The sequence below is a fragment of the Planococcus dechangensis genome (genome assembly GCF_042654465.1).
GTDB classification, from domain to species: Bacteria; Bacillota; Bacilli; order Bacillales_A; family Planococcaceae; genus Planococcus; species Planococcus dechangensis.
Genome location: NZ_JBHSGL010000005.1, coordinates 1,687,337 through 1,710,361, shown reverse-complemented (window position 1 = coordinate 1,710,361; position 23,025 = coordinate 1,687,337). Strand labels below are relative to the sequence as shown.

Annotated in this window: 26 protein-coding genes; 20 read left to right on the top strand and 6 right to left on the bottom strand. The window is 46.7% G+C overall.

Annotated elements, in window-relative coordinates; translation table 11 throughout:
- Positions 1–12 precede the first annotated feature (12 nt).
- Positions 13–204 (top strand): hypothetical protein, encoded by a 192-nt coding sequence (locus ACFO5U_RS11580; protein ID WP_377279222.1) that lies wholly within the window; start codon positions 13–15, stop codon positions 202–204.
- A gap of 18 nt (positions 205–222) precedes the next feature.
- Positions 223–945, top strand: a complete 723-nt coding sequence (locus ACFO5U_RS11575) for an aminoglycoside phosphotransferase family protein (protein WP_377279221.1) — start codon at positions 223–225, stop codon at positions 943–945.
- Here the strand turns inward: ACFO5U_RS11575 and ACFO5U_RS11570 are convergent.
- Complete coding sequence (locus ACFO5U_RS11570) at positions 942–1,826, bottom strand: cation diffusion facilitator family transporter (RefSeq protein ID WP_377279220.1); 885 nt, start codon at positions 1,824–1,826, stop codon at positions 942–944. The two genes, ACFO5U_RS11575 and ACFO5U_RS11570, sit on opposite strands and share 4 nt — an antisense overlap.
- Positions 1,827–1,982: 156 nt before the next feature.
- Between ACFO5U_RS11570 and ACFO5U_RS11565 the strand changes: the two genes are divergently transcribed.
- The 3 genes from ACFO5U_RS11565 to ACFO5U_RS11555 are packed head-to-tail and all read left to right on the top strand — an operon-like array spanning position 1,983 to position 3,336.
- Positions 1,983–2,675: an aspartate/glutamate racemase family protein gene (locus tag ACFO5U_RS11565; protein WP_377279219.1), complete on the top strand. Its 693-nt coding sequence runs from the start codon at positions 1,983–1,985 to the stop codon at positions 2,673–2,675.
- 21 nt (positions 2,676–2,696) lie between these two features.
- Complete coding sequence (locus ACFO5U_RS11560; protein WP_377279218.1) at positions 2,697–2,885, top strand: hypothetical protein; 189 nt, start codon at positions 2,697–2,699, stop codon at positions 2,883–2,885.
- Positions 2,875–3,336 (top strand): NUDIX domain-containing protein, encoded by a 462-nt coding sequence (locus ACFO5U_RS11555; RefSeq protein ID WP_377279217.1) that lies wholly within the window; start codon positions 2,875–2,877, stop codon positions 3,334–3,336. Before ACFO5U_RS11560 ends, ACFO5U_RS11555 begins: the two co-directional genes overlap by 11 nt.
- A gap of 59 nt (positions 3,337–3,395) precedes the next feature.
- Here the strand turns inward: ACFO5U_RS11555 and ACFO5U_RS11550 are convergent, their stop codons facing one another.
- Positions 3,396–4,601 carry an MFS transporter gene (locus ACFO5U_RS11550; RefSeq protein WP_377279216.1) on the bottom strand — a complete coding sequence of 402 codons (1,206 nt, stop codon included), beginning with the start codon at positions 4,599–4,601 and terminating at the stop codon, positions 3,396–3,398.
- 253 nt (positions 4,602–4,854) lie between these two features.
- Here ACFO5U_RS11550 and ACFO5U_RS11545 point away from each other — a divergent pair, with 253 nt between their 5' ends.
- From ACFO5U_RS11545 to ACFO5U_RS11535, 3 genes are read left to right on the top strand one after another with little or no spacing between them, the layout of a single operon-like run.
- Positions 4,855–5,616, top strand: a complete 762-nt coding sequence (locus ACFO5U_RS11545) for a kanamycin nucleotidyltransferase C-terminal domain-containing protein (RefSeq protein WP_377279215.1) — start codon at positions 4,855–4,857, stop codon at positions 5,614–5,616.
- Between the two features lie 40 nt (positions 5,617–5,656).
- Entirely contained in the window at positions 5,657–6,754 is a 1,098-nt protein-coding gene (locus ACFO5U_RS11540; RefSeq protein ID WP_377279214.1) for a hypothetical protein, read from the top strand.
- Positions 6,755–6,806: 52 nt separating this feature from the next.
- Positions 6,807–7,016 (top strand): DinB family protein, encoded by a 210-nt coding sequence (locus ACFO5U_RS11535; protein ID WP_377279213.1) that lies wholly within the window; start codon positions 6,807–6,809, stop codon positions 7,014–7,016.
- A gap of 341 nt (positions 7,017–7,357) precedes the next feature.
- On the opposite strand, the gene ACFO5U_RS11530 is transcribed toward ACFO5U_RS11535, so the two are convergent.
- Entirely contained in the window at positions 7,358–8,485 is a 1,128-nt protein-coding gene (locus tag ACFO5U_RS11530; RefSeq protein WP_377279212.1) for a 2-methylaconitate cis-trans isomerase PrpF family protein, read from the bottom strand.
- Positions 8,486–8,613: 128 nt separating this feature from the next.
- Here ACFO5U_RS11530 and ACFO5U_RS11525 point away from each other — a divergent pair, with 128 nt between their 5' ends.
- On the top strand, positions 8,614–9,477 hold the full coding sequence (locus ACFO5U_RS11525) for a LysR family transcriptional regulator (protein ID WP_377279211.1): 864 nt from the start codon (positions 8,614–8,616) through the stop codon (positions 9,475–9,477).
- Between the two features lie 162 nt (positions 9,478–9,639).
- Positions 9,640–10,947: a CitMHS family transporter gene (locus ACFO5U_RS11520; protein ID WP_377279497.1), complete on the top strand. Its 1,308-nt coding sequence runs from the start codon at positions 9,640–9,642 to the stop codon at positions 10,945–10,947.
- Positions 10,948–10,985: 38 nt separating this feature from the next.
- Here the strand turns inward: ACFO5U_RS11520 and yyaC are convergent, their stop codons facing one another.
- Both yyaC and ACFO5U_RS11510 read right to left on the bottom strand, forming a co-directional pair.
- A complete protein-coding gene (gene yyaC, locus ACFO5U_RS11515; protein WP_377279210.1) occupies positions 10,986–11,585 on the bottom strand; it encodes a spore protease YyaC in 600 nt (199 codons plus the stop codon).
- Positions 11,586–12,075: 490 nt separating this feature from the next.
- Entirely contained in the window at positions 12,076–12,486 is a 411-nt protein-coding gene (locus ACFO5U_RS11510; RefSeq protein WP_377279209.1) for a GNAT family N-acetyltransferase, read from the bottom strand.
- A gap of 251 nt (positions 12,487–12,737) precedes the next feature.
- Between ACFO5U_RS11510 and ACFO5U_RS11505 the strand changes: the two genes are divergently transcribed.
- From ACFO5U_RS11505 to ACFO5U_RS11495, 3 genes are all read left to right on the top strand, one after another.
- Positions 12,738–12,941, top strand: a complete 204-nt coding sequence (locus ACFO5U_RS11505; protein ID WP_377279208.1) for a hypothetical protein — start codon at positions 12,738–12,740, stop codon at positions 12,939–12,941.
- Positions 12,942–13,104: 163 nt separating this feature from the next.
- Positions 13,105–14,529 carry an anion permease gene (locus tag ACFO5U_RS11500; RefSeq protein ID WP_377279207.1) on the top strand — a complete coding sequence of 475 codons (1,425 nt, stop codon included), beginning with the start codon at positions 13,105–13,107 and terminating at the stop codon, positions 14,527–14,529.
- A 191-nt stretch (positions 14,530–14,720) separates the two neighbouring features.
- Positions 14,721–14,900 carry a hypothetical protein gene (locus ACFO5U_RS11495; RefSeq protein WP_377279206.1) on the top strand — a complete coding sequence of 60 codons (180 nt, stop codon included), beginning with the start codon at positions 14,721–14,723 and terminating at the stop codon, positions 14,898–14,900.
- Positions 14,901–14,973: 73 nt separating this feature from the next.
- Here ACFO5U_RS11495 and ACFO5U_RS11490 read toward each other — a convergent pair whose 3' ends face one another.
- Entirely contained in the window at positions 14,974–15,831 is an 858-nt protein-coding gene (locus tag ACFO5U_RS11490) for an SDR family oxidoreductase (RefSeq protein WP_377279205.1), read from the bottom strand.
- Positions 15,832–16,045: 214 nt separating this feature from the next.
- Here ACFO5U_RS11490 and ACFO5U_RS11485 point away from each other — a divergent pair, with 214 nt between their 5' ends.
- The 7 genes from ACFO5U_RS11485 (at position 16,046) to nikC (ending at position 23,013) form a co-directional block, all read left to right on the top strand.
- Positions 16,046–16,321 (top strand): hypothetical protein, encoded by a 276-nt coding sequence (locus ACFO5U_RS11485; RefSeq protein ID WP_377279204.1) that lies wholly within the window; start codon positions 16,046–16,048, stop codon positions 16,319–16,321.
- A gap of 15 nt (positions 16,322–16,336) precedes the next feature.
- Positions 16,337–17,266: a phosphotransferase gene (locus ACFO5U_RS11480; protein WP_377279203.1), complete on the top strand. Its 930-nt coding sequence runs from the start codon at positions 16,337–16,339 to the stop codon at positions 17,264–17,266.
- A gap of 25 nt (positions 17,267–17,291) precedes the next feature.
- Entirely contained in the window at positions 17,292–18,539 is a 1,248-nt protein-coding gene (locus tag ACFO5U_RS11475) for an MFS transporter (RefSeq protein ID WP_377279202.1), read from the top strand.
- A 27-nt stretch (positions 18,540–18,566) separates the two neighbouring features.
- Complete coding sequence (locus ACFO5U_RS11470) at positions 18,567–19,364, top strand: aminoglycoside adenylyltransferase domain-containing protein (protein WP_377279201.1); 798 nt, start codon at positions 18,567–18,569, stop codon at positions 19,362–19,364.
- 236 nt (positions 19,365–19,600) lie between these two features.
- On the top strand, positions 19,601–21,220 hold the full coding sequence (nikA, locus tag ACFO5U_RS11465; protein ID WP_377279200.1) for a nickel ABC transporter substrate-binding protein: 1,620 nt from the start codon (positions 19,601–19,603) through the stop codon (positions 21,218–21,220).
- 18 nt (positions 21,221–21,238) lie between these two features.
- Positions 21,239–22,183 carry a nickel ABC transporter permease subunit NikB gene (nikB, locus tag ACFO5U_RS11460; RefSeq protein WP_377279199.1) on the top strand — a complete coding sequence of 315 codons (945 nt, stop codon included), beginning with the start codon at positions 21,239–21,241 and terminating at the stop codon, positions 22,181–22,183.
- Positions 22,183–23,013, top strand: coding sequence for a nickel ABC transporter permease subunit NikC (gene nikC, locus ACFO5U_RS11455; RefSeq protein WP_377279198.1), 831 nt, complete (start codon positions 22,183–22,185; stop codon positions 23,011–23,013). The genes nikB and nikC overlap by 1 nt, the downstream gene beginning before the upstream one ends.
- The last annotated feature ends 12 nt before the right edge of the window (positions 23,014–23,025 follow it).

The following is a 23,025-nucleotide window of genomic DNA, read 5'->3' as shown; positions in this document are numbered from 1 at the left end:
GAGGACTTTCAGTTGTCTGCGACAAGCGGGGAGGTGAGAGCGATCGATGCGCTCATAAAAGAAATACCGTTCATTAAAAACTACCGGAATATCGTCAAAATCGATAAAGGTTTTTCTTCGGACGAAAAATACAGGGTCCGGATGCCGGCTGAGCAATCGGATCTGCTGCTACGGCTATTCAGCGTCGAAGAGCTTGAACAATAAAAGCTGGAATACGACGTCATGGAACATATGCAGCGGCTCGGCATACGCTGCTCTAAGCCACTGGCGACAGGAAAAGTCGGAGATAAAGGATATATGATCACGTCGTATCTAGAGGGGGAAGATGCGGAGCATGCACTTACGCATTATTCTCCTGAGGAACAATTCAAAGTCGGCTTCGAGGCAGGAATGGAGCTGCGGAACATGCACCAATACGAGGCGCCTGTCGAAATGTCCCCGTGGGCTGTCAGAAAAACCGCCAAGCACCGAAAGTATTTAGTAGCATACGCCGACTGCGGCATGAAAATCCGCAATGACCAGAAAATTATCGACTTTATTGAAGAGCGTATCCAACTGATGGACGGGCGGCCCAACCTATTCCAGCACGATGATTACCACCCCGGGAACCTCATCGTGAAGGATGGCACATTCGCAGGAGTGGTGGATTTCGGCAGGCATGATTGGGGAGATCCGTTTCATGAATTCTTGAAAGTCGGCCTTTTCAGCCGAGGGCAGAGCGTTCCTTTTTCAATAGGGCAGATCAAAGGTTATTTCCATGACTCGGAGCCGGACGACATATTTTGGGAGCTGTATTCCCTTTACTTGGCGATGTGCGTGTTCTCGAGTGTCGTGTGGACCTTAAAGCTAATGCCGGAACACATGGACGACATGCTCGAGAAAATCTATCGGCTTTTGGAGGATCATGATCACTTCGACAGCATCAAGCCGAAGTGGTACAGCTAGGGACAGATTTTTGGGTTCGGCTCCACGTGAACGTGGACATCGGACACATCGTAATGTTCCATCAGCTGGTCTTCGACTTCGGTGGAAATATCATGAGCGAGCTGGATATCCAAATCGGGGCGAACCAACACCACCACATCGACCACGGCACGGTTGCCGTAATTGCGCGCGCGGATGTCCCGCACTTCGGTGACACCTTCAACATCGAGTGCTGTGTCTTTAAAAGACTTAATCAACTCTTCATCAAAGCCGTCGGTCAAGTCGTGTGTAGCTTCCCAAAAGATGCCCCAACCGGTTTTGCAAATCAGCAGGCCGACCAGTAACGCGGCGAGTGGATCGAGCCACGGCAAATAAAACTGTGCACCGACAATCCCGATGAGTGCTGCAATGCTGACCCAGGCATCGGACAAATTGTCTTTCGCTGCCGCTTTGAGCGCTTGGCTATTGATGCGTTTCCCTAAGTTGTTATTATATCGATATACAAAATACATAATGATTGCTGAAAATCCTGCGGTCCAGGCAGAAATCATATCCGGAGCCTCGGCGCTGCCTTGGAAGACAGACGTAACGGCTGTAAAAACGACCTGCAGGCCGACCGCGATAATGATGAATGAAGCAACCAGTGAAGCGACAGTTTCCGCGCGCCAATGCCCATAAGGATGGTTAGCGTCAGCCGGTTTTTGCGATAATTTCAAACCGATCAATACCGCAATCGATGCGACGATGTCCGTCACATTGTTCAAGCCGTCTGCCCGCAAAGCTTCGGACCCTGCGCTAAAGCCGATAACTAGTTTTATGATAGATAATATAAGATAAACGGCGATGCTGAGCATTGCCCCTTTTTCGCCTAATTTCAAATTGTCGAACCGTTCTTGATCCATGTTTTGTCACCCTCCCGCAAGTACTTGAGTATGATAACACCTGCATATCGAGTGGGTCTATAGCAAAGGTTTTTCAGTATAGCAACTGAAACGAGGGTGGGCAAAAGAGTTTCGATAGGGAAAGTTTAAAAGGATGTTTTACGAAGGGGGATCGACATGAAAACCATCGGGTTGATCGGCGGGATGAGCTGGGAATCGTCAGCGGAATATTACCGTCTGCTTAATGAACAAGTAAAACAGCGTTTGGGTGGCCTGCATTCAGCTAAATGTCTCATGTACAGTGACGACTTCGAGGAGATTGAACGCTTTCAGTCAGAAGGAAAATGGGAGGAAGCGGGCGAGCGATTGGCGGATGTCGCCCGTTCGCTTGAAAAAGGCGGTGCGGAGCTGATTGTATTGTGCACGAACACGATGCACAAAGTCATTTCTTCTATAGAAGAAGCCGTTTCGGTGCCTGTTTTGCATATCGCAGACGCGACCGCAAAAAAGATCGAGGCAAACCATCTCCATACGGTAGGCTTACTCGGCACCAAGTACACGATGGAGCAGGAGTTCTACAAAGAACGCATTGCAGACAGCGGTATCAAGGTTTTGATTCCGGAAGCCGCAGAACGCGACATGATCAACCAAGTCATTTTTGACGAATTGTGTTTAGGAGAAATTAAAGACTCGTCAAAAGTGAAATACCAACAAGCCATCCAAAATCTCATCGATCGCGGAGCCGAGGGCATTATTCTTGGCTGCACAGAAATCGGCTTGTTGATACACGAAGAAGATGCAGAGGTGCCGCTGTTCGATACGGCAAAGATCCATGTCGAAGCAGCGCTAAATGAAGCATTAGATAGCTGAAGATAGAAGGGGGAAGCCGAAATGGGGTCACGCATGATACATTTGATCATTGCTGAGCATGCAACAAAAATATCTACCGGCAAAGATTTGGAGATATACATGGTTGAAGAAATTAGCAGTTATATCAAATCCGCTACAGAACAGGCAGTCCGCGTATGCTTGTCTCTTGGGATGCAGGAACGGCTAAGGAGTGGTCACCTTGGCCATTAGAAATTCCGCAAAAGCGATTATTGTCAAAGACGGCAAAGTGTTGCTGACGACCAACGAAGATGCAGAAGGCAGTTATTATCTATTTCCCGGCGGCGGCCAGGAGCTCGGCGAGACTTTGCCGGAAGCAGCTGTGCGTGAATGCATGGAAGAAATCGGCTGTTCCGTTGAAGTAAAAAGCTTGATCCACATCCGCGAATACATAGGCGAGCGCCACGAACATGCCGAGACCGATAGCGGCATTCACCAGATTGAATATTATTTTGAATGCCAATTGCAGGATGACTTGCAATTGGCTGTACCTTCGAATCCCGACACGCAGCAAACCGGTTTTGAATGGGTGGAGATCGAGGACTTATTGGCGTACCGGATCTATCCGAGAGGCATACGCTGCTTTATCCAGGAGTTTGAGAGCGGTGGCAGAAATTCGGTTTATTTGGGAGCGTTCAATTAAATTATTGAGAATAAAAAGGCCAGCCGAAATTTTCCGGCTGGCCTTTTTCGTATATACATCTATTCCTGAATCGTGCGTTGAAAGGAACTGCGGCCGCGGTAAGCGATCCAACTGGCGATAGCGAGCAAAAGACCGGACAAGACAAAGACCGAGCGGATGCCGAACAAATCGGCCAATATCCCCATCAATAGCGAGGAAACGCCGAACGTGCCCATGCCGATCGCCCCGAGCGTTGTGAACACTGTTGGCAATTGTTCTTTCGGCACGCTCGTCTGCACGACGGTCTGCTGCGGAATACTTTTCAGCTGGCTGAAGACGCCGACGAGAACGGAGAAGCCGAGTGCTACGAGCGGCATGCTGTTCAACCCGAACAGGACAGTCGCCAAGCTGCTGAAAATGGCACCGGTTAGTATGAAACGGCTGAGATTGCGTTCAACCCATTCTGTAAACCTTAGGCAAATAAGGCTGCCTGCGATCAAACCGATAAAGAACGAACCGTTGATAAAGCCCCACCATTTCTCATCGACTGCGAGCGCTTCGCTGACAAATACATACAAAATCGCGGCAATCCACACGGCGCCAGCAATTGTCTCGAGCATTTCCATTAAGGCAATGCGCTTTAATACCGGCGTCTTTGAGACGGTTTGCCAGCCTCTGGTGATTTGGCGCCATTTGTTTTGCGGTTCTGGCGGAGTGCTGTCGACCCGAGCCAAGCGGTTCAACAACAGGCTTGAGAACAGAAACAGTCCCGCCGTCAGCCAGACCAGTTCGATAGCGGTGAGCCAAATCAATAAGGAACTGCCGACAAACCACATTGAGGTCTGGATCAGCTGCGTCACGGTCTCCATGATGCCATTCGCTTTCAATAGCTGCTCGCTTTTCACGTAATTCGGGATCAAGGCCTGTGACACCGGATTGGCGCAGCCATCCAAAAGCGCCACCAAACTGATCAATAAAAATAGCACGATAAAATTGGCCGTTGTGATATGCGGCATCAGCATTGCCAAGGCTATCAACAAGCCGGTCTTGCCCATCTGCGATCCTGCAAGCAGCCATTTCAAATCAAAGCGCTGCATGAGAAGTGGTGTTAAGGTGTTCGAGACGAACATCGAACTAGTAATGACAAAAGGCACCAAAGCGGCAGCTGTGGCGGAACCGGTCAATTCGAAAATCAGGTAAATGATGCTGACAATATACAGCACATCACCGATGTTCGCAAGTGACTGGCCCGTCAGCAGTAAATGGAAATTTCTATTCAGTTTCATTATGAATCCCCCAAGAGTCTATTTCGTAAATGACTACTAATGCAAGGGAGAACTTAAATTGGACTGATCGTCACGTCGGATGTTCCTTTCGTAAAGAAGACAAACCTTGGGGAATTTATCTTCAGGATGGATTGTATTCATTATACTCGAAATAATTGGAAAACAAATGGCGGATACAGAAAATATTGGATATAGTAAGGAAAAGAAACGTTCTCTTATTTAGATTAGAAATATTCTCTAAAGGGGTGAAAGTATGTTGCCTTATCCAATTGCCACAACTAGAAAACAAAAGCTAGAGATGATAGAGCTCCTTAAGGGGCGATTGCTCCATTCTTATGGAAACCAAATTCTCGCTATTGGCGCCTATGGTTCAATTGCGTTAGAGTCTGAAGGGCCATTTTCGGATATTGAACTTCACGTTATTACAAAAGATGCGCAGCTGATTGAAAGCTTTGAATTCATCTATGGCAAATTTAAAATCGAAATCGGCTCAATAGAAAAAAGCCTTTTTTTCGCCAAGGCAAAAAAACTAGACGATTCCTGGGCCATAAAAGCGGGTGCTTATAGAAATATTCTTCCTATATACGATCCAGATGATGTATTCGGACAAGTTCAGCACCTTCCGATGGAGATTTCAGATACTGCTATTAAAGAGCTTATGAAAGAGTTCATGGTTTGGGAACCTTATGAGACGGTAGCGAAGATCAGAACTAATTACCACAATGGCAATCTAGCATATCTGACGCTCGGCGCACATGATTTACTTTGGCAAACAGCTAAGTTGATTGGGCTTGCGAATAAGAGTTATTACAGCACAAGAGCGAGAACGTTTGAAGAGTCGCTAGAGATGCAGTCTCTTCCATCAGGATATAAAGAACTATTGAATCTTTTCGTGGACGGAAAGTTAGAAGATAAAGAGCAAGTCTATCACTTATGCGAAAACTTGTGGATAGGTTTGAACCAATGGTACGAGAAGATGGGTTTGGACTATCGACAGACAAATTTTCCATTTTGATGCTTCATCGAAGTACCGTAAAAAGAAAGCAGGAAACTAAATGAATCAAACAAAATTGGAAGCCGCATTAATCGATGCTGGTGTTGAGTATGCAAAGTATATAGGAGAAGGCGCATGGCACGATGCATGGAAGGTTTCGAAGGATGGCTGTGATTTGGTTTTGCGGATCCCAAAAGAAACAGTATACGGAAAGCGGGTTTCGTTCAACGAAGAAGAGCTACAAGCTGAATACGCGGGGACGGAACTTTACTACCGTTCGGTCAATCAGGCTGTGAAGGGCGCGGCACCTGAGTTTTTCCGATTCCACGTTTCTGAACAATTGAGCTATACGCTCGAATCGTTCGCCGGAAAGCATATCGATCTGCATGAACTGACACGAGCACAAGCGGTTGAGACCGGAAAGGCACTCGGTGAGATTTATCGGAAAACGGAAGAGATCCCGCACGGCTTGGACGGTTTTGGCTATCTGCATTGGACGAAGGATAGTGGGCTGAGAGGCAGCATCACCGGAGATGTCCGCCGTTTCTTGAAAGAAGAAAGTGAAGAGCATCTGTCGGATTACCGGGAACTCAGCGAGACGCGTCCTGAATTTCGGGACGACACCGTGAGCAAGGCGTTGAAATTGGCAACGGAACTCAGGGAGCGAGGATTCACCCAGCCGCTCCTCAGCAATCAAGACGCGTCGCCCGAAAATATATTGATCAACGGCACGCAGGTTTGCCTGATCGATCCGTTCCCGAATACTTATTACCCGAGGGGAATGGCCGGGAACTTCATGAATCTCTATGAAACGTTTTTTATCGCATTATCGGAGACAGACCGCTATAAAAAACATCAGTTTGCAAAGTGTGCAAGCAATCTGAAGGCCATTGCAGATGGATTTTTGGACGGTTATAGCGATCGCGACAAACAGGTTGCGGCCGAAGTCAGAGGCGAGCAATTGCTGCAGCTGCTGGAAACCGCCTATAGCCATTTTCATTTATTGTCTGGACAATTGACGGTAGAAGCGCGTATCCGCTACGGCGACAAGCAGCAAATTGAAGCCAGGCTCTCAATATTGGCGGTTGAATTGAAAACATTGGCAGCATCGGAAATCAGGAATCTCGAAAAAGTATTGGAGAACGGGGTAAGCTCTTAAATATATTTATATGCAGTAGGTAAAGAAAATGGAAACCTTGAGGAGGGCTCATATGAGTAGTAAAGAAGTACTTTCTGCGTTTCAAAAGGAGCTTAGTATCTATTCACCTGAGCAGCTGCGGAGTATTCCCGAAGCAGGCGTGTGGTCTATTGGTCAAATGTACGACCACTTAATCGTAGTGGCGCATGAGTATCTCGATAATGTATCCGTTTGTTCACAGGCAAAAGAGGAATCATTCTTAGAGAAAACTCCTGCTGGCTGAATGCAAAAGAATGGCTGGATTTAGTGGAAATGCACTCTCGCCACCATCTGCGTCAAAAAGAAGAGCTGGAAAGTTATCTGAAGTAGGGTAAGAATTTAGCACGCTGGTGCAGCAAGTTCCCATATACCCAACAACTCAAAGGAGTGTCCGGATGGCCAGCCTAGCTATCGATTTTTGAATTGGATCCGTCCTTAAAACTGGATCAATAATTACTTATCTTTTAATCACATGCATGATGCAGGAAATAATAAATAAACCCAAAGGGCGGACGCAATCTTACTGTGTCCGCCCTTTGGATTTATAAACAAACTCGAAAAATTAATTTTTGGGCAGTTGCAGTATTATACTGCTGACATCGTATGAAGATAGCTGCCTTTAGTATGGACATAGCCTTCTAGGATGAGGCGGGCGGTTCTAACGACTTTGATATTGCTGATATGCCCGGCTATAAGATCCACTTTCGTTTCGATGATTCCGGACGGATGGCCGAGTCGCACGATATTGGCATCAATCTGGATTAGGTCATTCAGGATGGTATCCGGCAAGAAAGCTCCTGCTGTTGTGCAGATTGCGCCGGTTATGGCCAATGCCTGATGCGGTTTTTGCATGGACATCATCCGGATTCGGCAATCCATGGTGTCGGCTTCCCGCTGTAGGCCGTTGACGTCCGAGTAAGCGGCGGGCGCGGCTACAAGTGTCAGCTTTGGCACGGCGGGGGATTTGATTGTCGCTTCATCTTTTGAACAGAATCCACATAACTCTGCGGCAGCTGAGCGGATTTCTTCCAGCTTCTCGAGCATTTGCGGAGTGAAATCGGACGGCAGTTCAGAACCGGTCAATCCCACATCCTGCGCTTTAACAAAGACCAAAGGATTCGCTACATCGATGATCGAAACGGCAATCGTACCGAAAGCGGTCTTCACATGATCAACTGGCTTGCCGGTCGGGAAGAGCTTGCCCGTGACGGCGCCTTGCGCATCGGTGAAAGATAGATAGATGGGAGAGCCGGTGCCTGGGACGCCGGGAATCTCACATTCACCTTCCGTTTTTACCTGTCCATGTTCGACTTCCACTTCGGCAATGATCACTTTCTGGGTATTGGTATTGAAGATTTTCACGGTGGTCATCGGCTCGACTGCCGGCACGAGCCCTTGTTCGATGGCGTAAGGGGCGACTGCGGAAGAGATATTTCCGCAATTTCCGCGGAAATCGACCAATTGATTTTCGATGCTCACTTGCGCAAACGTATACTCCACATCAATATCCGGAATCGCCGATTTTTTGATGATGGCCGCTTTGCTTGTCAATGAATTGCCGCCGCCAAGCCCGTCAATTTGCCGCTGATCCGGGCTCCCCATAATATCCAACAGAAAACTGTCCCAAAGAGCACGGTCCACGGGCATATTCTCAAAATTGATAAAAATGCCTTTACTGGTTCCTCCACGCATTACTGATATTGGTACTTTCATGCTGCTGCCACCTTTCATAAGTTCGATTGCTTATGAAAAAAGCTTATGGTATTTTTAGTCATAAGTGAAATAGATATTATTAAGCTGTTGTTCTAAAAAAAACTTATAACATGATCGGAGTGAATAGAATGGACGAGAAAGATTGGGAAGCCATGCAAATTTTATATGAAGAGAAAAACATCAGCCGTGCTTCAGAACGCTTGTATATTTCGCAGCCGGCTTTAACGTATCGGTTGAAGAACCTAGAGAAAGATATGGGGACAAAGCTCTTCTTTAAAACCAAAAAAGGCGTCGAGCTGACGGCAGAGGGTGTCTATCTCGCACAATATGCAGATGAAATGATCACGAAATTACAAAACGCCAAAGACTATATACAGAATATGAACGAGGAAGTTCAGGGGATTCTGAGGCTCGGGGTATCCAGTAATTTCGCGCAGTATAAATTGCCGGCCTTATTGAAAGAATTCATCACCGCCCATCCGAAAGTCCAGTTCAGCGTAAACACCGGATGGAGTGCAGACGTCATGGGGCTGCTCAATTCATCTGAGGTCCATCTAGGAATTTTGCGAGGCGACTATAACTGGACCGGGTCAAAATCGCTGTTGCATACCGAACAATTGTTTTTGATCTCGAAACACGAAGTCAATATGGAAGAAGTGCCTGAATTGCCGTTTATCAATTACAAGACCGACAGTTCGCTGAAAGACATCATTAATAAATGGTGGCACGATCAATACAGTGACCCGCCGATCATTACGATGGAAACCGACCGGCAGGAAACGTGCAAGGAAATGGTCAAGAACGATTTGGGAATTGCCATCCTTCCTGAAATTTGCCTGCGCCCCTCGGATGAGCTTCATAAATATCCGCTGTTCTATAAAGATGGTGAACCGGTCACGCGGGACACGTGGCTCATGTACAACCAGGAATTTTTGAAGTTGTCGACGGTCGAGAAGTTTGTGGATTTCCTGAAAAATCATCCATCACTATAGATGGCTAGGTTATAAGTTTTTTTGCCTCTTTATTATAAATTCTCTCTATTTTACTTATTTGAAGTAATGGAATATTCTTAAAACTAATTCGTATCGCTAATTTGACAAGGGGTGGGAAATTTAGTCGTTATGTAAGCGAATACATTTAGAGGGGGAATTTATATTCTTACACTTTTAGGGGTTTCCATGGTAGTTGTCTTTACGTATTTGATAATGGCGAAAAAAATGTCACCAGTTTCTGCACTGGTAGTGGTCCCGATTGTATTTGCTTTAATCGGCGGGTTTTGGTCCGGATTAGGCACGATGATGATGGACGGGCTAAAACAAGTCGCACCATCCGCCGCTTTATTGCTGTTTGCTATTTTATTCTTTGGCATTTTAATCGATGCCGGGCTGTTTGATCCCTTGATCAAAAAGGTCATGAAGTTGGTGAAAGGGGATCCGGTGAAGATTGCGATCGGAACAGCGGTTATCGCCATGATTGCGTCATTGGACGGCGATGGCACGACGACACATATGATCACCATTTCGGCGATGCTCGCTCTTTATATCCGTCTCGGCATGAACCCGTTAGTGCTGGCGACCATTTCCATAATGTCCGTCAGTATCATCAGCGGCATGACGCCGTGGGGTGGACCGGCGACAAGGGCTATCGCTGCGTTAGGCTTGGACGCCAACGAGTTTTTCATCCCGATTCTTCCGACGATGTTTGCGGGGATCCTGAGCATTTTGGGGATTGCGTATATGATGGGCAAAAAAGAGCGCGAGCGGCTCGGCATCATTAAAGTGGAAAACATTCCTGCCAATTCTGAGAGCATGCTTCAAGTTGCCGCTACACATGCATTGGACGATGACTTGAAAAAGCCGCAATTGATCTGGGTCAACCTTGTGTTGGTGCTGGCCGTTATGACCGTATTGGTGATGGGCCTGTTGCCAGCTGCCGTCAGTTTCTTGATCGGCTTCGTGTTGGCGGCTGCGATTAATTATCCCGACCTGCAAATGCAAAAGGAACGCATTTTGGCACATTCCGGCAATGCCATCACTGTCGTGGTATTGGTCTTTGCGGCCGGCATCTTCTCCGGAATCTTTTCCGGAACTCAAATGGTGGATGCGATCTCCAACTCGTTGATTTCGATTATCCCTGCTTCTGTCGGCTCTTATTATCCGCTGATCGTTGCCATTACGAGCATGCCGTTCACTTTCGCCTTATCGAACGATGCTTATTATTTCGGAGTGTTGCCGATTTTAGCGGAAGCAGGCGCAGCGTATGGCGTGAGTCCCCTTGAGATCGCACGCGCTTCCGTTTTAGGGCAGCCGATCCACTTCTTGAGCCCATTGGTAGCCTCGACCTTATTGGTTGTGGGAATGATAAGAAAAGATTTCGGGGAAATGCAGAAATTCGCATTCAAATGGGCGTTTCTTTGCTGCTTATCCATTATTATAGTTGCTTTCATTACTGGGGCAATTTAACTTAAAAAAGATTCCGCCCGACTGGGGCGGAATCTTTTTTATTGGCTTGCTTGTTGTTCGCTTTCTGTGATGATGTGAGCGATTAATTGAGACAGTTTCATGACTGTATGGAGGCGAGTGTCGTTCAAGAACTGCGAGGTCGGGAGGGGATCTAAATAGTTCACGATCCCTTGGAAATGATAATCGCCGGTTTCAGGAAGCATTCTCTCCAGCGCTTTTCCCGGCAGCAGGGGAGCGTCTACAAACAACACATCGCCGACTTGTTCTTTCGTGCCGAGGCTGGCATCTACGCAGATGATCAGCGGGGCGTCATAGGTTTTTTGGATGTCTTTTAAAGCAGGCTTTAAATTGAACGCATGGATTGGCTCTTCCAATGTCCCGTATACGCGCTGGGTCTTGGCGTTTTGTGCAATTAAGCTTCCGGTGAGAGGCCCCAAGGAATCGCCGATGTACCGGTCGGATCCGATACACAAATAAACGACTTCGCGCTGCTGTGTGCGGGCTTCGCTGAGGATTGCCGATAATTTATCGATGATTGCCCGGAGCTCTTCAGGCGCTGTCTTCTCATTAAACTGAAGCGTATGCTTGGGTTTGGGTGCGACTTCATGCAGTTTATGTTTGTGGAAGGTATTCATCATCTTATACCACCTCTATACGTACTTTTATCGATTGGTTTCATTATAACTTTAATTAAACCGAGTGTATAAAATGAGGGTGTAAATGTCTTGAAATTAATAAAGCGGAGAAGTTCCCTTGATGGCGCAAGTCCTAAAAAAGCGTATTCGATTTTATCGAATACGCTTTTTTCAGGCTGTCGAGAAACCTTGACAGCTTTTTTGCGTTTCGCTCCAGCCGGACGCTTTCCGCGGGCACGGCCTCAGCCGCTTCGTCGCTGGCGCTCCTGCAGGGTCTTCGGCTCGCGCTGTTCCCGCCGGAGTCACCGGCTTCCGCTTCACTCCTCCGGTTTGGGTTAAATATCGCTTTCTCTAAACACTTAAAGATTGGAATGTGTTTATTATGTAGCAAAGAATCTATTTTTGATAAAAGGAGAAGAGTTTAGAGTTATTCAACACTCTGAAAAAAGCGTATTCGATTTTATCGAATACGCTTTTTTATTTTTATATAAAATTAATTCATTTTCGCAAAAGCGACCAGCGTCCCTGCATCACAGGAACTAAAACCATTCTTTTCATAAAAATGGCGCACATCCGGCGCTTCTTCCGTCAGCAGCACTTTCTGGCGAACATCTTTGAATTTTTCTAGCGTTTGTTTCATGAGGCCAGACGCAATTCCTCGACTTTGATGACTCGTCAACACGAGAATGTCTTGGATATACACGATGGTGAGCCCGTCACCGACGACTCGGATCAACCCAATTAAATGGTCTTTTTCCCACGCCGATAGTACATAAAGCGAATGGGCCAAGGCTTTCTCCAGCTGAGCCATATCCTTTGTATAGGCGAACCATTCCACATCTTCATAAAGTGACTGCAATTGGCTTTGAGTGATCTCTTGTCCTTCTTTAAATACAATGTCCACTATTTTTTCCTCCTCAAAATGTTTATTTTGAAGAGTGCATGCGCAATTTTTCCACTGTCTTATACCTCCTTTTATATAAATTTCTCACTTTTCTAATGCTGTGAAGTCTCAAAATCCGGTATAAGATGTTTTTTTACATTGTACTACAATATTCTGTAAATTAGTTGGATGTATATACAATAATTGGATATAGTAAGAGTGAGGCAATACTGCTTTTTTATCTAATAAGGAATATTCGAAGGAGGTCAATTGTGAATAAAAAAATCCAAATCTTTTTAGTTATTATCCTAGCAATCAATACGTTCAGATACGGAACTTATTTATTGGAAGGCGATACGCATATATATTACTTCATCATGTTTTTGGCCAATCTTATCGCTATGCTGTTTGTTATCGTGTCCAGGTTAAATAGAAGAAAACTTGCGGCTGAGGGTTCGATGAAACAGAGCCGATGAACGAACTGAACTAGCCCATCGTGATCTCCATTGCCAGTTGGAATCGGTCAGTTTCCTGTCCTCCAATTCAAGAAAAAAAGCCGAGCTAATAAATTCATTCAATAGCCAGATAGGCGTATAATCCTCCTTGCAGAAAATAAAGCTTTTGAAAAGGAGAAGTAGGATGAATACTCAAAAACAAGGGGAAGTGAACTGGAAGTCGCTCTTGATTTGTGTCGCTATCGGAGCGATTATCTGGTTCATTCCTGCACCTTCTGGGTTGGAAACGGATGCCTGGCATTTGTTTAGTATTTTTGTAGCGACGATTGTGGCATTGGTGATCAAACCGGTCCCGATGGGAAGCACGGCCATCATCGCACTGACAGTGATTGCGTTAACTCAAATTCTTACCTTGGAACAATCGTTAAGCGGATTTCAAAATACGACAATCTGGTTGATTGTCATCGCTTTTTTCATTTCCCGCGGATTTATCAAAACCGGTTTGGGCACACGGGTTTCTTATGTGTTTGTCCGGATGTTTGGCAAGAAAACGCTCGGCTTGTCGTATTCTATGCTGCTGAGTGATTTGATCTTGGCACCCGCCATGCCATCCAATACCGCGCGAGCTGGCGGAATCATTTTCCCGATCATCCGCTCTCTTTCTGAAACGTACGGATCGAGAGTCGGAGATGGCACAGAGCGGCGCATCGGGGCGTTTTTGGTCAAGGTTTCTTTTCAAGGAGATATGATCACTTCAGCCATGTTCGTAACAGCCATGGCTGCGAATCCGCTCGCTGTCCAGATTACACAGGAAATTACAGGAGAGACAATCACCTGGGGCGGTTGGGCGCTCGCAGCGTTGGTGCCCGGCTTGATTAGTTTAGCGCTCATTCCTTTTGTCATTTACAAACTGTACCCGCCTGAATTAAAGGAAACACCGGAAGCCTCTGCAATTGCGGTAGAGAAATTGAAGGAAATGGGCCCGCTGAAAAAAGAAGAACGCTATATGATCGGCGTCTTCGTCCTGCTGTTATCGCTATGGATTTTTGGCGGAAACTTCGGCATCAGTGCGACGACCAGTGCGTTCGTCGGGCTCTGTGTCCTGCTGCTCAGCGGTGTGTTGACCTGGTCGGATATCAAGAAAGAACAAGGCGCCTGGGATACGCTCGTCTGGTTCTCCGTGCTGGTCATGATGGCGACATATTTGAACGAATTGGGCATGATTCCTTGGTTTAGCGATTTGATGGGGAATTCGGTCGGACAAATGTCTTGGATAATGACCTTAGTGATTCTGGCGATCGTCTATTTCTATTCACATTACTTTTTCGCCAGCAACACGGCTCACGTCAGCGCGATGTATGCGGCGTTCTTATCCGTCATCGTCGCGTCAGGTGCACCGCCGCTGTTGTCAGCGCTGATCCTCGCATTCTTCTCCAACTTGTTCAGCTGCTTGACGCATTACGGCGCAGGGCCCGCACCCGTCTTCTTCGGTAGCGGCTATGTCAGCCAAAAGAAATGGTGGAGCCTTGGGTTCATCATTTCCCTTATCCACATAGTCGTCTGGTTTGGCGCAGGAGGCCTGTGGTGGAAAGCGCTTGGCCTTTGGTAAAAAAATACTATGCTCTCTTTTCGTGAACTAGAAAAAGTTAGACCCTGTGGATAAAAATATTGAAAAGCGTACGGAATCTATCCACAGCATGTATTAGCTGGAGCGGGAAAGTGACTGTGGCAGCTTGACGCTTGAAATTGAGCTGATTTTATAGAGAAAACGGGGATAACTTGTTGAAGGAGCTGTAGGAAATGATGAAAACCGCCAATATGTTTTCCACAGGCTTAATAATGTTCATGGCAGGTGTATATTTATCAACATCCTTATCCACTTTAGCGGTAGCAGTTGGCGCTGGACTTGCAGCAATGGGCGGTTATTTCAGGGGAGGCGCAGTCTTTTTCTTGCCAAAACCTAATGGAAAGTCCAATTAGGATGTTCCATTCCATTAGAGATGAAAAAAACGGAGCCGCTCGAAAAGAACAGCTCCGTTTTTTTGGATTATTTTTATTCAGAAACTAGCTTGGCCAGTCCTTTTTCGATCGGTGTAAGGGAACGGCCCAAAACTTTTTCGAAATCGCTGTTTTCCACTTCAAGTGAACCGTTGCGTATGCTTTGTTGAATGCCGACGACGATCGGAATTGCAAAATCCGGCAGTCCAGCGCTTTTCATGATTTCCGCATATTCCTCGTCGCTGACTTGTTTCACTTCAATGAGTTTGTCCAGCACCTTGCCGACAGCAGATGCCAATTGTTCCTGCGTTAACAGTGGGCCGGAGAGTTCATAGACTTTATTTTCATGGCCGCTGCCAGTCAATACGGCTGCTGCGGCGTCAGCATAATCCTGCTGCAAAGCCCAGCCGACTTTGCCATCTCCGGCAGACGTTGCCCACGGGGCGCCTGCCTTTACCGCTTGAATGCTGCCGATTTCGTTTTCCAAATACCAATTATTGCGCAAGAATGTATAAGGAATACCGGTTTTGATGATTGCGGCTTCCGTTGCGACATGAGGAGGCGCCATTAAATTTTCGCTGTCCGTTGCGTTGGCGATGCTTGTGTAAGCGATGAACTTGACCCCAGCGCGTTCAGCGGCTTGAACCGCATTGCCGTGCTGGCGGATTCTGGTTTCATTATCGCCGTCCGTTGAAATGATCAGCAAGCGGTCAACATCTTTAAACGCATGGTCCAACGTATCAGGATGATCGAAATCTCCATGACGGACGTCCACTCCGAGTTCACGGAGTTCCTCGGCTTTGTTGGGATTGCGGACACTTACTGCAAGATCCTCGGCAGCCACGGATTTCAATAAGGATGATATTACTTTTGAGCCCAGTTTGCCGGTTGCACCTGTCACCAATAATTTCATCAAAAATTCCTCCTCTTCACTCTTCATGTCATCATTTGCGTTACACGTACATATTCTATTAAGGATCGCGGGGTTGTCAACAAGTTGGTTTTCGCTTGTTTCCATTTTTCAACTAGGTGGCCGAGCTTATCCTCTAATATCGAAGAGCCAAAAGAAGAGCATGCGAATTTTGGTTTCGATATGCTCCACTTAATTTATAGGGGGCGACCTTCAAATGAAGAAATTAAGTATTTCGTTGATGGGTGGATTGGTTTTAGGTTTAGTTCTTTCCTTCTTCTTTTTCGATTACGAAAGCATCACCAACGAGCATAAAAATTTAGCCGGAGTCGATCAAACTGTAAGGGAGATGGATTTTGATTTTGTATTCAATGCTTCGTTGTTAATGATTGGGATATCGATTTTTATCTATTTAGTATGGAGTTTAATTAGTATGAAGAAGGAGCAGAAGTTTTTGAAGGACTATGCTGAAAGAAAAAGAGAGAAAAAATAATATGGAGGGATCACAATGAAAGCTTCAGCGATCATAAAAAGTTTTGGGTTTCAAATCGAAGAAGAACCGATCAGCATTTATCCTTTTTCGCCGGTTTATCGCATCAAGGGAGCGGAAAACGATTGGATCATCAAAAAAACACAGCATCCGTACCAAAAAGCACAGCGTTTTGTGGCGTACACGAAAAATTTAGAACAACAAGGCATTGATGTGGTGGTGCCGGTGGAAATGTCAGCGCCAAACCCGGCGACAATTGGGGAAGCGACTTATGTCGTGTATCCGTTTATCGAAGGCCATCCGTACTCGGGAAAAGACGCAGAAATTGTCGAAGCCGGCAGATTATTGGGGAAAATCCATTCGTTTTCTCCAGTGGAAAATGAATTCGGCTTGGATCCGTATGATGTATTTGATTTCAATGAAGAAGAAGTAACCCAAAGTGTGAACCGCATCGCTGTGCATGCCAGTACACACGAGGTGGAACTTCCAATAGAACTGGAAAAGCGGCTCTTTCAAGCGGTCGCTCAGCAAGACGAGCTGAAGGGTGCGGGGTTGGTGCATGTGGCCACACCGCACGATTTCAAAGCGAACAACCTGGTGTATACGCCGCGCCCTCATTTGATTGATCCTGACAATGCCGGATGGGTTCCCCGGATTTTCGACTTAGCGCTCGTGTTGCTGCTATTTCACAATGAACTGCCTTCTGCGCCGGATAAACCGTTCACTGAAAGCCAGTGGAAGCTGTTTTTAACAGGATATAACGAGTTCATCACATTGACCGCGGAAGAAAAATTGCTTTGGCCAAAAGCGCTTGAGCATGTGTTTCTTGATGAAGTCATGTGGCTCATGGCGGATGTAGAAGAAGATTGGCACAATCCGGCGCAGCGCCACTTGTTTCAACAGCTGGCGGCATTGTTGGTGGATACGAAAGCGTATGCTTTAACTTAGGCTTGCAGTTTGAGGGGGAAGCAGAATGGGCAAAAAACTCAAAGGATGGAAAGATCCATCGGTTCTCTTACTGTCGCTTGGGATTGCAGGCATCGGGGATTTCATCTATTTAGTGGCAATCAATATCATCGTCTATCAGATGACTGGTTCTGCGGCAGCTGTCGCGGGGCTATGGATTGTTGGCCCGATCGTCAATATTTTAACGAAGTTTTGGACAGGCAGCTTCATCGATTACCGGAGCAAAAAAGCGGTCATTGTCTCCACGTATTTGTTCAGGGCAGCATTTATCGCACTTATACCGTTCGCACCTAATGTTTTCATCATTTACATCATCTTAATTTTCCTTAGCATTGCAAAATCCTTTTTCGGCCCTTCGTCGGTCACTTATATTACCATGCTGGTGCCGAAGCGGAAGCGAAAACGCTTTAACGCGATTCGTTCGTTTACTTCTTCCGGTGCGTTCATTATCGGGCCGGCTATTGGCGGTGTGTTGATTCTCGGCAGTTCCATCGAAGCGACGCTATGGGTAAATGCGCTGTTCTTTATCCTGGCAGCATTGTTAATCGTTCAGCTGCCGAAAATGGAAGATATCGACCGTTCAGCGATTCCTTCTTTAACGGTTTCGCAAGTGATGCGCGATTTTTCAGTTGTCACGGACTTTGTCTCCAAACATAAATACATCACGTTTATTTATCTGAGCTTTACCGTGGTCCTGATTTTTTCCTTCGCAATGGATGCGCAGGAAGTGGTCTTCACCCAGCGAGTTATCGGCTTGTCTGAATTGGATTATAGCTTATTGATCAGCATCACCGGCATCGGTTCGGTCAGTGGCGGCATGTTGCTGTCAATTTTTTCTTCCAAACTGTCCTTGCGCTTCATGATGGTCTTCGGCTTGATTATGACGACGATTGGCTATGTGGTCTATGCATTCTCCTGGTCGTTCACCTCCGTGATGGTCGGATTTTTAATCCTCGGATTCTTCATCGTCTTTATGAACGCCGGAATCGCCACGTTTTATCAGAACAATATTCCGGTAGCGCTAATGGGACGCATCACCAGCATCTTCCAGCTATTCCAAAGCGTCCTGCAAATTGTCATTCTGCTGGCGGTCGGCGTATTTGCGGACGTCATTTCGCTGCGAATCACGATCGTCGCCTTAGCGGTGGCCATGCTCATGGCAGCTATGGTGCTAGCGTTCTTTGTGATGAAGCCCGAGAAAGCCAGGTTCTTTGAAGAAGAGGAAGAGGAGCGTGAACATGAAGTGCTCGTTTAGCAGGAGAGATCTAAAGGAGAGGTTTTTGTGGAGTACAACTGGGACAATGGCTCATACGAAATAAAGCCTTTTTTACATGAATTGATTGGCAAGCTCGCAGTCCTACTCGACGGAAAGATGGTAGGTGTTTATTTACACGGCTCCCTGGCGATGGGCGGATTCAATCCAAGAAAAAGCGATATCGATTTGATTGTTGTGACAGAGCAGCTCCTATCCGTTCAAACGAAACGTGTATTGGCTCAGTTCTTTTTGCAGCATTCCAACCGGCCTTTTCCAATCGAAATCAGTTCACTAAGCCTCTCGCAATTAGAAAATTGGAGGCATCCAATGGTTTATGATTTTCATTTCAGTGAATTTTGGCGGGAGCGTTTTGAGGTGGAATTGAAAAACGCGACTACTTTGTATTTGAACGACGTAGAAAAGACCGACGACGACTTGGCTGCACATTTCACCATTCTAAATCACCGCGGCATTTGCTTGTTGGGCCGTCCGATTCAAGAAATATTTCCAAGCATTCCTCACAACCATTATCTAGCCGCTATTTTGGATGATTATGAAGAATGTTTGGAAAAGATCGATGAGTGTCCCGTGTATTGCACATTGAATTTAATTCGTGTGTATTGGTATTTGAAAGATCGCGAAATCTGCTCGAAGCTAGAGGCGGGTGCATGGGGAAAGGAAAATTTACCGGAAAAGTTCACGGGGCTCATTGAGCAAGTTACTGAAGCTTACGAATCGGATCGCATGAATACTGTTTTTCCGAAAGAGGAATTATATGCTGCGAGAGACTATTTGAGAGGCGAGATAGAGAAAGTTAAGCAATGATTTTTCTGCTGCGAAAAGACCGAATGTCCACTACTGGGATGCGGTCTTTTTTACATTCTCTCTTTGCAATTGGTTGGGATTTTTCATTGTAGTATGTGAATCGGTTGTTAAAAATGAATAATAGTTCCCCTTCATTAATAATTCACGTTGACAAACCCTGGATATATCATTATATTTACTTAAGTGATATTGAGAATCATTATCAGTGGTAATGATAAGAGAGGAACCTATTAACCATGAAAATACATAACAGCAAAACGAACTTATTTTTAGCCCTCGCCGCTTGTGCCGCGCTTGTATTGAGCGCCTGCTCAAACGATGATGCAACGGGATCAGCAGAAGCACAAAGCGATAACCCAAATTCCATTACGATGTCTTGGCCGCGTGATATCGGTCCGATGAATCCGCATGTCTATAATCCGTCACAATTAATCACGCAATCGATGATTTACGAACCGCTAGTCAGCTATGAAGAAGGTGGGGAGATTGAGCCCCACCTGGCTGAGTCGTGGACAGTGTCGGAAGATGGCCTTGAGTATACGTTCAAGCTGCGCGAAGGCGTGCAGTTTACTGATGGTTCTTCGCTCACTTCAGAAGTGGTCAAAAAGAATTTTGATGCAGTCCTGGCCAATAAAAACTCCCACAGCTGGCTTGGCGTCATCAATGTGCTCGACAAGATCGAAGTTGTGGATGAGCTGACATTCAAAATGGTACTGACACAAGCGTATTATCCGGCTTTGCAGGATTTAGCGGTCGTTCGCCCGGTACGCATCCTGGGCGAAGCTGGATTCCCGGAAGATGGCGACACATCTAAAGGAATCACAGAACCGGTTGGGACCGGACCTTGGGTATTAGACGAATACAAAACAGATGAATATGCGGTTTTCAAACGCAATCCTGATTACTGGGGAGAAAGCCCGGAATTAGAAGAAGTGACCATCAAAATTATTCCGGATGCGGAAACGCGCGTCCTCGCTTTTGAAAAAGGCGAGCTTGACCTGATTTACGGTGAAGGAGTGGTCAGCATGGATTCGTTCAATTATTTAAAAGAAACCGGTGAATACACGACCGATTTATCCGATCCGGTGGCAACGAGAACGATGCTGGTGAATTCGACGAGCGAAAAGCTATCCGACTTGAATGTGCGCCTGGCGCTCCATCATGGATTCAATAAACAAGCGATGGTCGAAGGCATCACGCTTGGCCTTGAAGAAAAAGCGGATTCGATTCTGTCATCCAACTTCCCCTATGCGGAAGAAGACATCGAAGCAGTCGAATACGACGTGGAAAAAGCGGCTTCTTATTTGGACGAAGCCGGTTGGAAACTTGAATCTGGCGGCGCTGTCCGTGAAAAAGATGGGCAGCCGCTCGAACTGGAACTGATATACGACAAGACCGACCCGATACAAAAAGCGATGGCCGAAACGCTTCAAGCGGAGTGGTCAGCGATCGGCGTCAAACTGAACATTGCAGGATTGGAATTGACCGAGCAAATCGAGCGGCGCAAGGCAGGCAATTTCGATTTGGATTTCTGGTCTAACTACGGAGCGCCTTATGACCCGCATTCCATGATCAATGTTGTCGCTGAAGACGGCTGGGGAGTGTCAGAAGCGCATTCCAATCTGCCGATGAAAACAGAACTCGACGAGCAGGTACATGAAGCGCTGGCCTCTACCGATGAAACGAAACGCCAGGAATTATATGGCTCTATTTTAAACACCTTGCAGGAACAAGCAGTCTTCATTCCGATTTCTTATATGAAAAAGACGGTGGCTTATCAAAACGATATCGAATCATTTGAATTTCCGGCCAACCGCGATGAGCATCCATTCAACGATATTTCAGTAAGCAAGTAATAACAGGAGGGCAATCCAATGGTCACCTATCTCATGAAACGGCTTTTTGCGGTTGTTCCAATTATTCTTTTCGCGATTTTCTTGATGTTTGTTTTGGTGCGCCTGTCTCCGGTGGATCCGGCAGAAGCGTATCTTGCGGCTTCCAATATTCATCCGACAGAAGAGTTGCTGGCTGAAAAACGCCAGGAATTCGGCTTGGACCGGCCGCTGGTTGTCCAATATTTTCAGACAGTATCCGACATCGTGCGGTTTGATTTCGGCAACTCTTACGTAACGAATACCCCGGTATGGCAGGAAATCACGACGCGTCTGCCGGCAACACTTCAGTTGGCTTTTAGCAGCATTTTAGTCGCCGTCATTGTAAGTGTGCCGCTCGGATTTTTATCAGCGGTCTATAAGAACAGCTGGCTGGATCATTTCAGCCGGCTGCTTTCCTATTTAGGCGCATCGATTCCGCAGTTCTGGCTTGGCTATGTGCTGATTTTCTTCTTTGCCGTCAAATTGGACTTGTTTCCGGTTGAAGGACGAGGGACATGGCAGCATTTCGTGTTACCGAGCATCACTCTGTCACTTGCTTTGATCGCCATTTACACACGGCTGTTGCGGGCCAGTGTGCTGGAGGAATTGGAACAGGCGTATGTTTTATATGGCAGAACGCGCGGATTAAAAGAAAAAGGCATTATGGTGAAACACGTATTGAGAATTTCCATTTCGCCGATGCTGACGGGCCTTGGAATGAATTTGGGCAAATTGCTCACGGGAACGATCATTGTCGAGCAAGTCTTTTCCTGGCCGGGCTTCGGGCGGTTTTTCATCGAAGCTATCTTTAACCGGGACATCCCTGTCATCCAGAGCTATGTAGTTCTCGCCGCATGTTTGTTTATTGTCTGCAATTTGATCGTGGATATCATCCAGCTGTATTTGGATCCGCGCATTTCACGGGAAGGAAGGGCGCAATTTTGATGGCACGTATACGAACTGTATTAAAAGGCAAATGGCCATTCGCGATTTGCTCAGGCATTTTGGTGGTGTTCTTCCTCCTCAGCATCCTAGCGCCGTGGATCGCCCCGAATGATCCGATTCAAGTGAATCTGGCACTTAAGCTCATACCGCCGTCTCTCGACTATCCGCTCGGCACCGATCAGCTGGGACGCTGCAATCTGTCGCGGTTGCTGTACGGAGCCCGTGTGTCGCTTGGCTTTGCGACTTTGATTTTCGTGGCATCGCTCGGCATCGGGCTTGTCATTGGTACCGTATCAGGCTATCGCGGTGGCTGGATTGATACGTTATTGATGCGTTTTTGCGACGGCGTCATGGCTTTTCCGAACCTGGTATTGGTATTAGGAATCGTCGGCCTTCTTGGGCCGGGGCTTTGGCAAGTGGTCGTGGCATTGATGATGGTGCAGTGGGTGTATTACGCCCGCATGATCCGCGGCATGGTCGTCTCGATGAAAGAACAGAACTTCATCACAGCGGCGCGCATCAGCGGGTCGTCCAATTGGAAGATTATCAGGCGCCATCTCGTACCGAATGTACTGCCGCCGATCATGGTCATGGGAACACTTGAGATGGGCTGGGCCATCATGGACATTTCAGCCTTGTCGTTTCTTGGGCTCGGCATCCAGCCGCCTACGCCGGAATGGGGCGCGATGATTCACGAAGGCACCAGCTTTATGAGAAGCAATCCGGAACTGATGCTGTATCCGGGCTTGATGATTTTGTTCGTGGTCATTTCGTTCAATGTCATTGGTGAATCGTTATCAGAGCAGTTCGGCGTCAAACGGCGTTATTGAAAGGAGAAGACA

Bases quoted from the DNA above. Each gene is read 5' to 3' on its own strand.
- ACFO5U_RS11575 (WP_377279221.1), top strand. From the start codon at position 223: ATGGAACATATGCAGCGGCTCGGCATACGCTGCTCTAAGCCACTGGCG.
- ACFO5U_RS11570 (WP_377279220.1), bottom strand. From the start codon at position 1,826: ATGGATCAAGAACGGTTCGACAATTTGAAATTAGGCGAAAAAGGGGCA.
- ACFO5U_RS11565 (WP_377279219.1), top strand. From the start codon at position 1,983: ATGAAAACCATCGGGTTGATCGGCGGGATGAGCTGGGAATCGTCAGCG.
- ACFO5U_RS11560 (WP_377279218.1), top strand. From the start codon at position 2,697: ATGGGGTCACGCATGATACATTTGATCATTGCTGAGCATGCAACAAAA.
- ACFO5U_RS11550 (WP_377279216.1), bottom strand. From the start codon at position 4,601: ATGAAACTGAATAGAAATTTCCATTTACTGCTGACGGGCCAGTCACTT.
- ACFO5U_RS11545 (WP_377279215.1), top strand. From the start codon at position 4,855: ATGTTGCCTTATCCAATTGCCACAACTAGAAAACAAAAGCTAGAGATG.
- ACFO5U_RS11540 (WP_377279214.1), top strand. From the start codon at position 5,657: ATGAATCAAACAAAATTGGAAGCCGCATTAATCGATGCTGGTGTTGAG.
- ACFO5U_RS11535 (WP_377279213.1), top strand. From the start codon at position 6,807: ATGAGTAGTAAAGAAGTACTTTCTGCGTTTCAAAAGGAGCTTAGTATC.
- ACFO5U_RS11530 (WP_377279212.1), bottom strand. From the start codon at position 8,485: ATGAAAGTACCAATATCAGTAATGCGTGGAGGAACCAGTAAAGGCATT.
- ACFO5U_RS11525 (WP_377279211.1), top strand. From the start codon at position 8,614: ATGGACGAGAAAGATTGGGAAGCCATGCAAATTTTATATGAAGAGAAA.
- yyaC (WP_377279210.1), bottom strand. From the start codon at position 11,585: ATGATGAATACCTTCCACAAACATAAACTGCATGAAGTCGCACCCAAA.
- ACFO5U_RS11500 (WP_377279207.1), top strand. From the start codon at position 13,105: ATGAATACTCAAAAACAAGGGGAAGTGAACTGGAAGTCGCTCTTGATT.
- ACFO5U_RS11495 (WP_377279206.1), top strand. From the start codon at position 14,721: ATGATGAAAACCGCCAATATGTTTTCCACAGGCTTAATAATGTTCATG.
- ACFO5U_RS11490 (WP_377279205.1), bottom strand. From the start codon at position 15,831: ATGAAATTATTGGTGACAGGTGCAACCGGCAAACTGGGCTCAAAAGTA.
- ACFO5U_RS11485 (WP_377279204.1), top strand. From the start codon at position 16,046: ATGAAGAAATTAAGTATTTCGTTGATGGGTGGATTGGTTTTAGGTTTA.
- ACFO5U_RS11480 (WP_377279203.1), top strand. From the start codon at position 16,337: ATGAAAGCTTCAGCGATCATAAAAAGTTTTGGGTTTCAAATCGAAGAA.
- ACFO5U_RS11475 (WP_377279202.1), top strand. From the start codon at position 17,292: ATGGGCAAAAAACTCAAAGGATGGAAAGATCCATCGGTTCTCTTACTG.
- nikA (WP_377279200.1), top strand. From the start codon at position 19,601: ATGAAAATACATAACAGCAAAACGAACTTATTTTTAGCCCTCGCCGCT.
- nikB (WP_377279199.1), top strand. From the start codon at position 21,239: ATGGTCACCTATCTCATGAAACGGCTTTTTGCGGTTGTTCCAATTATT.
- nikC (WP_377279198.1), top strand. From the start codon at position 22,183: ATGGCACGTATACGAACTGTATTAAAAGGCAAATGGCCATTCGCGATT.